Below are 10,847 nucleotides of genomic sequence, written 5' to 3' on the forward strand. Positions count from 1 at the left end.
CAAAGCGACATGGTATGGCAAACAAGTCGTTGCTGTATCAAAAACATTTGCTTCCAGTCAACTATGCTCGAGCTGTGGCTACCAAAATAAAGACGTTAAGAATCTCAACCTTCGCGAGTGGGATTGCCCCTCTTGTGGTACACATCACAATCGAGATATGAACGCAGGACAAAATCTTAAAAACGAAGCGATAAGGCTTCTAACCGTAGGAACTACGGGGATAGCCTAATCAATAACTGGCGGTTACGCTCGTGTTCTTAGGAATCTCCCACTTCAGACAGCTCGTAAGAGTGTTAAGTGGGGGTAGTTCAAAATATTCTGTTGATGGGCTGTGGACAGTTCGATAAAATGGAAAGACTAGGTATGAGAGGAGGACTGACGTGTCAGCAGGAAAAATTAAACGACTGAATATCTCAGAAGAAGTGATGAATCGTTTACTTGAAAGAATTCAACGTGGTGTTGTTAAAAGTGGCGAACGGTTACCTTCTGTAGAAGCTTTAGCACAAGAATTTGGCGTCAGCCGCTCAGCGGTCAGAGAGGCTCTAAGTGCATTGCGGGCGATGCGCTTAGTAGAAATGAGGCATGGAGAAGGGACATTCGTCACCACTTTCCAAAAAGACGAGCCTTCACTCGCGCTTTACACTGCAGCACTTATGAAAAAAGAAGATATCGATCATTTGCTTGAGGTTCGTCTTTATTTAGAAACCGGCACATCTCAAGCAGCAGCAACGAGGCGAACAGATGAGGACCTTCGCATCATGAAAGAAGCATTGCAGTTAATGGCAAGGTCCGAAGGGGATGTTGAAGCAGGCGAAAAGGGAGATTTTTTATTTCATGAGGCCATCGTTTCAGCAGCTGGCAATCCAATTTTACAGCAGCTTTGGAATCAAATCTCAGAAATGTTAAAACGAGCGATGAGAGAAACAAGACTGATTGCTTTTTATGAAGATAAGGACGTCATGAGTGTGTTATCTCATGAGCATGCGCGCATCTATCAAGCAATCTCACAGCAGGACGGAGAGGCGGCAAGTGCTGCGATGCGGCAGCATTTACAGACGGTGCTTGACCAGTGGAATCGCTCGCAAGAAAAATGGGCGCCTTAAGTCGATTTAGAACACGTATAGATATAACTCATCAGTCATCTGATGACCTGATAAGAGGAGAGAGAAGAATGAAAGTCAGTCTTTTTGCAACTTGCTTAATGGACGTGTTTTATCCTGAAACCGGAAAAGATACTGTTGAATTGTTAGAGCGTCTTGGGTGTGACGTTGATTTTCCCGAAGCACAAACGTGCTGTGGTCAACCCGCTTTTAACAGTGGCTACCATACGCTTTCTAAAGAAACGATGAAACATATGATCAGCGTATTTGACCATGCAGATTATGTCGTCACGCCATCCGGATCTTGTGCGACGATGTGTAAGGAATATCCGCATTTGTTTGAAGATGATCCGAAGTGGAAGCAAAGAGCTGAAGCGTTACACAGCAAAATGTACGAGCTAACAGATTTTATCGTCAATGTGCTCGGGGTGGAAGACGTTGGTGCGTCACTTCATGCACGAGCGACGTATCATACATCTTGTCATATGACACGTCTGTTGAAGGTTTCTGAGGCCCCCGCCCGCCTTTTGGCACATGTGGAAGGCTTGGAGATGATCCCTTTAAAAAATGCACAAAACTGTTGCGGCTTTGGAGGGACATTTGCCGTGAAAATGCCGCCGATTTCACAGGAGATGGTTGATGAAAAGGCAGGGCACGTAGAAGAAACAGAAGCAGATGTCCTCATTGGTGCGGACTGGGGCTGCTTAATGAATATTGGTGGTCGCCTGAGGAGGAGAGAGTCACCGGTCAAAGTGATGCATATTGCATCTGTATTAAATAACAAGATGAACGGAGGGGAATAACAATGGGGATTCGATTTGGTGATCGCGCCTTTGATACGAGAGTTCAGGAAGGGCTTGAAAATACGTTTATGCGTGGTGCCGTTTCTGGCGCACAAGAAAGGCTTTTTGATCGAAAGTCAAAAGCTGAGGAAGCGCTTGGTGACTGGGAAGAATGGCGCGAGCTCGGTGAAGAAATTCGGCAGCATACCATTGAGCATCTTGACGTTTATTTAGAACAGTTAAGTCATGAAGTTGCAAAGCGAGGCGGTCATGTATTTTTGCTTCAGATGGTGAGGAAGCAAACCAGTACATTCAACAGGTCGTCCAGAAGAAAGAAGCGAAAAAGATCGTCAAATCGAAGTCGATGGTGACTGAAGAAATTGGCTTAAATCATGTGCTTGAGCAAACAGGTGCAGAAGTCATCGAAACAGACCTTGGTGAGTATATTTTGCAGTTAGACGATCATGATCCACCTTCTCACGTTGTTGCGCCGGCATTGCATAAAAATAAAGACCAAATCCGCGACGTTTTTCAAGAAAAAATAGGTTATGAGAAAACAGAGAACCCTGAAGAGCTTGCCCGGCATGCACGTGAGATGCTAAGGGAAGAATTCCTGTCTGCAGATATTGGAATTACGGGGTGTAACTTTGCTGTTGCCGAAACGGGAAGTATTAGTCTCGTCACAAATGAAGGGAATGCGCGCCTTTGCTCAGCTCTGCCTTCCACACAAATTACTGTGATGGGGATGGAGCGTATCGTTCCAACCTTTAAGGAGCTTGATATCCTTGTCAGTCTGTTATGCCGAAGTGCGATTGGCCAAAAGTTGACGAGCTACATTACAGCATTGACCGGACCAAGGGATACAGCAGAAGGAGATGGACCGGAAGAGTTTCATCTCGTGATTGTCGATAATGGACGTTCAAACATCCTCGGGACGGCATTCCAGTCTGCGCTACACTGTATTCGTTGTGCGGCATGTATGAACGTTTGTCCAGTTTATAGACACGTTGGTGGTCATGCATATGGTTCGATTTATCCTGGTCCAATCGGCGCTGTATTAACGCCTCTTTTAGATGGGTATGATGACCATAAGGAATTGCCTTATGCATCGACGCTTTGTGCTGCTTGCACAGATGCTTGCCCAGTGAAGATACCTTTGCACGAGTTGTTAAATGAACACAGGAAAGTGATTGTTGAACAGGAAACGACCCCTCCAATCACAGAAAAAATCGCGATGAAAGGTTTTCAACAAGTGACAAGCTCTGCAACGCTCTTCCGATGGGCGACAAAAGCGGCACCTTTTCTTGCAGTCCCATGGGCTTCCAATCAGTATATCCCGAAAGGTCCTGGCCCATTGTCTGGATGGACGGATGCACGCGATTTTCCAGCACCTCGAAAAGAGCGGTTCCGCGACTGGTATAAGCAGCATAAGAAAGGTAAAGGTGGCGTGACAAATGGAAAACATTGAAGAACGTATTCACGGAAAAGCGCCTTTTCTGGAAAAGGTAGCAAGTGCTTTAGGGAGAGAGCGCCAATCGACAGTTGAGCGTCCGAAATGGCATCATTCACCGCAAGAAAGAGTTCTGCAACATGCTAGCGCAGACGAGTTGGTGACGGTTTTGGAAGCGCAATGTCAAGAGATTCATACGGAGCTCGTGAAGACGTCAAGTCAGAAGCTGAGAGAAGATCTTGGGCGAACGATTGAAGCCCATGGAGGAGGGCCTATCGCCTACTGGAACGATCAACGTTTTGAGGAGGTGCAGTTGGCGGATTGGCTCGCTTGTGACCTTCCAGGTGATGGAATCGAAACCTTTGCATGGAATGACCAGCAAAACGAGCAAAGCGTAAAGTTTTGTGAACAAGCCAATATCGGCATCACCTTTACAGATTGTACCTTGGCTGAATCGGGAACGGTTATGCTTTGTAGTGGAGAAGGAAAAGGGCGATCGGTATCATTGCTTCCGGCGACATACATTGCTCTAATCCCTAAAAGTACACTTGTCCCACGGTTAACACAAGCAATGGATCGTCTTAGTGAAATCAGTGACGACGAAGGGAAGGTGCCTTCGTGCATTAATTGGATTTCTGGTCCGAGCAATTCAGCGGACATTGAAATGAGTCTCGTCGTTGGTGTTCACGGTCCGATCAAAGCGACGTATGTGCTTATTGAAGACCTGTAATGAAAAAAGAGAGCGAAAAATCGCAAAGTAACATGTAACATATTATCATCATCATTGAACGGAATATTAAAAAATGAATGTTGAAAACAGACGATGGGGTGAACGATTTTGAAAGAAGAGCAAATCAAGCAGCTCAAGGACTCTGGTATGGTCGCAGTGATACGTGGGGCAAATGAGGACATGATTGAGCCCTTGGCTCGTGCATTAGCTGATGGCGGTGTGTCGACCCTCGAAATCACGATGGACTCTGTCGAAGGGGCAACGATGATCAAGAAGGCGCGTGAGCTCCTCGGAGATGAGGCATTGATTGGGGCAGGAACGGTGCTTGACGCATATACAGCGAAACAAGCGATTGATGCTGGCGCCGCATTTATCTTTTCACCTCACCTTGATGCAGAAACGATTCAAATGACGAAACGCTACAATAAAATTGCCATTCCTGGTGTGATGACACCTACGGAGGTAGTGCAAGCGTATCAAGCTGGTGCGGATATCGTCAAAGTTTTCCCGGCAAGCGTTGTAGGTCCGACATTTTTTAAAGATGTTCGCGGACCCCTGCCTTTTGTCGATATGATGCCGACTGGCGGTGTGACGTTGGACAATGTGCAAGATTTTATCCGAGCTGGTGCTTGTGCTGTCGGCCTCGGCGGTGCACTTGTTGACATTAAGCTTGCACAAGCAGGACGATATGATGAGATTACTGAACGGGCGAAAGCATTTAAGCAGAAAATCACAGAAGCACGCGGGGAAAATGAGTGACGAAACGCTTGTCACGCATCTCCTATCGCTCGTTTGTTTTTGGACAACTCAAGGGCATGAAAGATAGAGGAGCTTGTATCGATTGTATGTCATTGTTTACTAAGACCCTACAAATGATGTAGAACCTTTCTCTTAAGCAAATAACTTTTACAACCCACTAAAAAAGAGGACTTCACATGACGTGAATGTCCTCCTTTTTTATTAGAAGAGAATTACTGATCATCCAGCGCTTTCCCGGAAACGACTGTATTATTCTCAACATTTTTAATCGGCCACCAGTGGAAGCCGTCTGCTGCTAAGAGCTGGTCGGCGGCTTCTGGACCCATCGTACCGGCAGCGTAATTCGGAAAAGCCTCTTTTTTCACTTGCCAGTGCTCGGCAATGGGGTCAATAAATCTCCATGAATAAGCGACCTCATCCCAACGAGTAAAGTTCGTCGCATCGCCAAGCATACAATCGTGCATTAAGCGTTCGTAAGCTTCTGGAGAGTTCATTTTTAGGGCACTCTTCTTAGAAAACTCCATAGCAATGGGTGTTGTTTCACCGTTACTTCCAGGCTTTTTCACGTTCATTTGCAAAGTGATGCCTTCATCTGGCTGAATATGAATCGTCAGCAAATTTTTCCCTAGACTGACATGCTGCTGACTGTATAAATTCATCGGCAAGTCTTTAAACTCAATAACAATTTGGGTTGATTTGACTGTCATGCTTTTTCCAGTCCGGATATAGAATGGGACACCTGCCCAGCGGTGGTTGTCGATCATCAGTTTTGCAGCTACGAAAGTCTCTGTGTTCGATTCATCAGTCACTTTTTCATTTTCGCGGAAGCCTTTAATTTCTGTAGAGTCCACTTCACCAGGACCATATTGTCCACGAACGACATACTGGTCGACGTCGTCTTTGGTAATTTTTCTTAAGGAGCGAAGTACCTTGACCTTTTCACCGCGTACTTCTTCGGTGGATAGGTTAATCGGCGGTTCCATAGCAAGCAGGGATACCATCTGCAGCATATGGTTTTGAACCATATCGCGCAGTGCGCCTGATTTCTCATAATAATGTCCGCGATCGCCAACATCGATCGACTCACTGGATGTAATTTGTACGTTCGCAATAAAGCGGTTGCTCCAAAGGTGTTCAAACATTGCATTGGCAAATCGAATGACTTCAATATTTTGCACCATTTCTTTGCCTAGGTAATGGTCAATTCGAAAGATTTCTTCTTCCTTAAATACTTCTCGAATTTGATCGTTCAAAATTTCGGCAGAAGGCAGGTCATGACCAAAGGGCTTTTCAATGACGAGGCGTTTCCACCCGTCAACATTTGTCAATTCAGCTTCATTTAAGTGAAGGGCAATCGTCCCAAAATATTCTGGCGCCATTGCTAAATAAAACAAACGGTTATTTGGAATGTCATATGTATGATCCAATTGATCCAAAAGCTGCTTTAAGCTTGTAAATGAAGCAGTGTCTGTAACATCGAAGGGGTGATAGTAAAAGTGCTCTGAAAATGAACGGGCTTCTTCTTCAGAAACAGTTTCACCGCTTGCTTCCTGGACAGCCTCAATGACGCGTTCTCTGAAATAGTCGTTTGACCATTTTCTTCTGGCGACACCAACGACAGAAAAACGGTGTGACAAATTGCCGTTTTTAAACAAGTTATAAAGGGAAGGAAAGAGTTTGCGTTTCGCAAGATCTCCTGTAGCTCCAAAAATTACGATGGCACATGAAGGCTGGTTAGTCATTGCTTTTCTCCTTTGCTACGTTCTTTTCCACATAGGGTTAAAACCTATAATGGATAGAATTCTTTTGTTATGATGTGTTTCCTTCCACTTGAAGCATAAAGACCAGAGTAAAAATGTGGTGAAGTGACATGTGAGCGATATGAGCATATATAAAATATAGACGTTGTTAAATCATCAAGTCATGAATATAACCAACTGACCACTTAAGATGCATTGTTATTTAAGTGTACAAAAAGCTTATTGGAATATCAAATATTTTTTGACGCCTCAGAGAGGACATTAGTCTCACTGTATAGTACACAATAGAGACAAAAAGTGAACCGTAAAGAAAATGGTCACGGTGAGTGAAGAGTCTGTCTACTCTGAGTGTATTGTTGGATATCTACTAATCATTGTACCACATTTCTTGAAAGATGTTTACACATTAAAGCGTTAAATACGAGACGTGCAAGCGCTTACAATAAGTGTTATAATTCTATGTATTCAGAAAATATGCGCGAAAGGGTGTTAGAGATGTTGAAAAAACGCCACGTGTCGTCTGAACGCCTGCCAATGATTCGGATGTATTCTATTGATGGCCACTCTCAAACGCGCTTTGAATTTTTTAAGGAAAGTGTAGTCAATGTCGAAAGAATGTTATGCGGATATATGATTATTCACGGTTCGCTTCTTGAAGTCGTCTTACTTGATGATACGTTAGACCACCGTTTTATTGAAGATATTTTACAACAACTTGATATTGCCTATGAATATGACATTGAGCATAATGATTTTCACTATCAGCTAACGATCATTACTACACAAGATGAGCAGGGGGCTTGATCCATAGGTGACATTGAAAAAGTGCGCATTTGCCGAAAGGAGACTTCCTATATGAAACGAAAATAGAGAAGTGACCTTTTAGCGGATAAATGAACAGAGGTTTGCGATCAAAGTAACGATTGCCAGTAAATAAATGAACGTTTCAACAACTGGGGGTAGAGCCACCAGTTTTTTTTATAGCTTGAAAAAAAGGATTAAGTCTATGAATGAGTGCATATACATGTAATGCTGAATCGAACGAAAGGGAGTGTACAATCTATGCACGTACAAGCCATTGCAGAAAAGGCATCGTATTATGGGTTACTGGCTGAATACTACAAGTATATTGATCCTGCGTGTCACATTCATTATTATCAAAAGCATTACTACTATGTGTGCTGGCTCGTTCAGTGTGAACAGTCGAAAGCTCAAGGACATCATCAGGTTAATGCACCATACCATCCATATCGTGAACAACGTGAGACGAGAACAATCGCCGATCCGTCCAAATATACGTATTACTCGTATATTCGTGTCCTCCATGCATCGCCTGATGCGCCACCTGTCGATGTGTATGTCAACGGGCAGCCTCTGTTAAGGCAGTTTGCTTATGAACAATTTAGCCAGTATGCCCGTGTGCCAGAGAATAAATATGTGATTGAAGTTTTCCCAGCTGGTGAAACCGATCAACCAGTCCTTTCAGAGACACTAACTCTTGAAGGTGGACAGGCGTATACGCTTGCCGTAGGAAACCGATTAGAAGACCTGTCGCTCTATGTGTATGAAGATTCACCAAGAGTGCCGGCGAACGAATCGAAAGTTCGCTTTATCCATTTAGCACCGGGAGCACCAAATGTCACTGTACGTGTTAAAGACAGAGATAACGTGTTTGAAAATGTCGCTTTTTCAGAAGTGACCGATTATCTTGGGATTTCTCCGATGACGATTGATTTGGAAGTTGTTGATGCAAATACAGGCTCAGTCGTTCTCGACGTCCCAGATGTCACTTTTGAGCCAAACCGAGTATATAGCATATATGCGATTGGGCTTGCCGGTGCCGAACCACCGTTACAAGCATTGATACTTGAAGATTAACTAAATGTAAATGTTTTAATGAATTTTTAACTCATTCCCCGCCACAATTTTACAAAAGAAATAGAAATGCGTATGATAAGGTGGTAAGTAGCAAAATAATTTGATCAGATGAGGCGGGGATCAAGGAATGAAATGCATTGCCATTGATATGGATGGAACGTTGCTTTCCTCAAGTCAAGAAGTAGCTGATGAAGAAAAAGATGCGATTCAATACGCTCGACGTCAAGGTGTTGAAATCGTTATTTGTACAGGACGTTCAAAAGAAGAGGCATTGCTCCCTCTTCAAAAAGCAGGATTGGAACTACCGATGATTTGTGTAAATGGTGCCCAAACTTGGAGAGAGGACGGGACGCTACTCGACTCTGACTTGCTTGAGAAAGAGCAATTTACACGGATTCAAGAAGTTTTGAAAGATATCGGAATATACTTTGAGCTATATACAAATGAAGGAAATTACACAACTGATTATGATAAAGCCATTTCAGTGCTCGTCAATATCTTTATGGGAAATCAAGGCTCACAAGCGAACTATGAGCATTTGACGAGAGTGGCACAAAAACATGTCAGCGATGGACGGCTTCATCTCGTAGAAGATTACGATACGCTTATTCGTAAAGAGTCGGTCGAGTTACTTAAAATCCTATGTTTTTCGTTTCATAAAGGCAGTTTAAACGAAGCGAGAGAACGGCTTCAAGCATATGAGGATATTGCTGTTAGCTCGTCTGGAAAAGAGAATTTGGAAATTACTAACGTTGAAGCGCAAAAGGGTCTTGCGTTGGAACGTTTTGTTCACAAAAATGGCTGGACGCTTGAAGAGACGATGGCCATCGGTGATAATTATAATGATTTGTCAATGTTTAAGATGGCAGGTACAGCTGTTGCGATGGGGAATGCTGAGGATGAGATAAAAAATCATGCCAATGAAATTACAAAAACAAATGAAGCGCATGGTGTCGCTCACGCCATTTTAAAAACCCTTCAAGTGCGATGAAGGGTTTTTCCTATGACGTTGTTGAGAAAAACGCTTGAATATCCTAATAAGGGTGTAATCAGGAAGGATCGGCAGGTATAATACGAGGATGAAAGGACTATTAGAAAGGATGCGTTGGCATGGTTAAAATGAAGGAAGTTGCAAAACTCGCTAATGTATCCACAGCGACGGTATCTAGAGTGTTCCATCAGCCTGATCAAGTAAAACCGGCGACGAGGGAAAGAGTGTTGGAGGCAGTAAAGGAACTGAACTATCAGCCGAATGTTTTGGCTCGGCATTTGCGTAAGCTTAAAACAAATCTCATCCTCGTAGTCGTACCTGATATTACGAACACTTTCTTCTCTGAAGTGCTGCGTGGTATTGAGGCTGTGGCTACAGAAAATCAATACAGAGTAATCGTTGGAGATGCGGAGCGAGGACCAGAATATGAGTACGATTATGTTAATCTTCTCAGGCAAAAGCAGGCAGATGGGATGATTTTATTAAGTGCGCGAATGGAGCCCGAGCTCATTGATGAGCTCGCGAGTCAGTATGCCGTCGTTTTAGCTTGTGATTATGTGCAGGCGGCTCAAGCGCCAATTGTGTCAATTGATAACGTCGGTGGTGCGGAACGGGCTGTAAAATACTTAATTTCTCTAGGTCATCGAAAAATTGCTCACGTAGCCGGCCCTTTGAACATACTTCTTGGCGTTGATCGAAAAAATGGTTATGTAAAGGCGATGAATGAAGCAGGCCTACCTGTTGATCCTTCTTTCATTTGTGAAGGGAGATTTTCATATGAGGGAGGCTATAAAGCTGCTCAAACATTACTTGCCAATGAGGAATTGCCGGATGCGTTTTTTGCGCAAGTGATGAAATGGCATTTGGAGTGATTAATGCACTTCAAGAGGCAGGATATGGCGTCCCTGAAGATGTATCAGTCATCGGGTTTGATAACATCCCGTTTTCTTCCATTTTCCGACCACAGTTGACGACGATCGCGCAGCCAATGATAGACATCGGTGCAAAGGCGATGCAAAAACTCTTATGCCTACTAGAAGGAGAAGCACTTGAAGGACGACATGACGTCCTTCAAGAGCATTTAGTTATCAGAGAGACGACGAAGAAACGAGCATAGTTTTTAGATTTATTTCTTTTGCCGGTCGATTTTAATGTGTAATAGAATAAACCATTGAACCACCCCCACTTAACACTCTCTTACGAGCTGTTTAAAGTGGGAGATTCCTAAGAACACGAGCGTAACCGCCAGTTATTGATGAGGCTATCCCCGTAGTTCCTACGGTTAGAAGCCTTATCGCTTCGTTTTTAAGATTTTGTCCTGCGTTCATATCTCGATTGTGATGCATACCACAAGAGGGGCAATCCCACTCGCGAAGGTTGAGATTCTTAACGTCTTT

The 10,847-nt window shown here is 43.8% G+C and carries 10 protein-coding genes and 2 pseudogenes; 10 read left to right on the plus strand and 2 right to left on the minus strand.

All coding sequences use genetic code 11. The features are described from left to right. The 6 genes and pseudogenes from G4V62_RS18025 to G4V62_RS18050 form a co-directional block, all read left to right on the plus strand. The coding region (locus G4V62_RS18025; RefSeq protein ID WP_165204892.1) for a zinc ribbon domain-containing protein at positions 1–229 on the plus strand (229 nt) is incomplete at its 5' end. Between the two features lie 151 nt (positions 230–380). Beyond that, the gene (locus tag G4V62_RS18030) at positions 381–1,103 is read left to right on the plus strand and encodes a FadR/GntR family transcriptional regulator (RefSeq protein ID WP_165204894.1); all 723 of its coding nucleotides are present in this window, start codon (positions 381–383) and stop codon (positions 1,101–1,103) included. Positions 1,104–1,171: 68 nt separating this feature from the next. Then, the gene (locus G4V62_RS18035) at positions 1,172–1,903 is read left to right on the plus strand and encodes a (Fe-S)-binding protein (protein WP_165204896.1); all 732 of its coding nucleotides are present in this window, start codon (positions 1,172–1,174) and stop codon (positions 1,901–1,903) included. 2 nt (positions 1,904–1,905) lie between these two features. Beyond that, a pseudogene (locus G4V62_RS18040) lies at positions 1,906–3,350 on the plus strand (LutB/LldF family L-lactate oxidation iron-sulfur protein). Next, positions 3,337–4,062 carry a LutC/YkgG family protein gene (locus tag G4V62_RS18045; RefSeq protein WP_165204898.1) on the plus strand — a complete coding sequence of 242 codons (726 nt, stop codon included), beginning with the start codon at positions 3,337–3,339 and terminating at the stop codon, positions 4,060–4,062. Before G4V62_RS18040 ends, G4V62_RS18045 begins: the two are co-directional and overlap by 14 nt. Positions 4,063–4,170: 108 nt before the next feature. Further along, positions 4,171–4,821 (plus strand): bifunctional 4-hydroxy-2-oxoglutarate aldolase/2-dehydro-3-deoxy-phosphogluconate aldolase, encoded by a 651-nt coding sequence (locus G4V62_RS18050; protein WP_212508837.1) that lies wholly within the window; start codon positions 4,171–4,173, stop codon positions 4,819–4,821. Positions 4,822–5,033: 212 nt separating this feature from the next. Here G4V62_RS18050 and zwf read toward each other — a convergent pair whose 3' ends face one another. Beyond that, positions 5,034–6,563: a glucose-6-phosphate dehydrogenase gene (zwf, locus tag G4V62_RS18055; RefSeq protein ID WP_165204900.1), complete on the minus strand. Its 1,530-nt coding sequence runs from the start codon at positions 6,561–6,563 to the stop codon at positions 5,034–5,036. 513 nt (positions 6,564–7,076) lie between these two features. On the opposite strand from zwf, the gene G4V62_RS18060 reads away from it, so the two are divergent. The 4 genes and pseudogenes from G4V62_RS18060 to G4V62_RS18075 all read left to right on the plus strand — a co-directional run bounded on the left by G4V62_RS18060 (position 7,077) and on the right by G4V62_RS18075 (position 10,567). Next, on the plus strand, positions 7,077–7,385 hold the full coding sequence (locus G4V62_RS18060) for a hypothetical protein (RefSeq protein WP_165204902.1): 309 nt from the start codon (positions 7,077–7,079) through the stop codon (positions 7,383–7,385). 258 nt (positions 7,386–7,643) lie between these two features. Then, positions 7,644–8,459 carry a DUF4397 domain-containing protein gene (locus G4V62_RS18065; protein WP_165204904.1) on the plus strand — a complete coding sequence of 272 codons (816 nt, stop codon included), beginning with the start codon at positions 7,644–7,646 and terminating at the stop codon, positions 8,457–8,459. Positions 8,460–8,586: 127 nt separating this feature from the next. Continuing rightward, positions 8,587–9,450 carry a Cof-type HAD-IIB family hydrolase gene (locus G4V62_RS18070; RefSeq protein WP_165204906.1) on the plus strand — a complete coding sequence of 288 codons (864 nt, stop codon included), beginning with the start codon at positions 8,587–8,589 and terminating at the stop codon, positions 9,448–9,450. 128 nt (positions 9,451–9,578) lie between these two features. Next, positions 9,579–10,567, plus strand: a pseudogene (locus G4V62_RS18075) (LacI family DNA-binding transcriptional regulator). Between the two features lie 91 nt (positions 10,568–10,658). On the opposite strand, the gene G4V62_RS18080 reads toward G4V62_RS18075, so the two are convergent. Then, on the minus strand, positions 10,659–10,847 hold a 189-nt coding region (locus tag G4V62_RS18080), incomplete at its 5' end, for a zinc ribbon domain-containing protein (RefSeq protein ID WP_165204908.1).

This window comes from Litoribacterium kuwaitense (assembly GCF_011058155.1).
Classification (GTDB): Bacteria; Bacillota; Bacilli; order Bacillales; family DSM-28697; genus Litoribacterium; species Litoribacterium kuwaitense.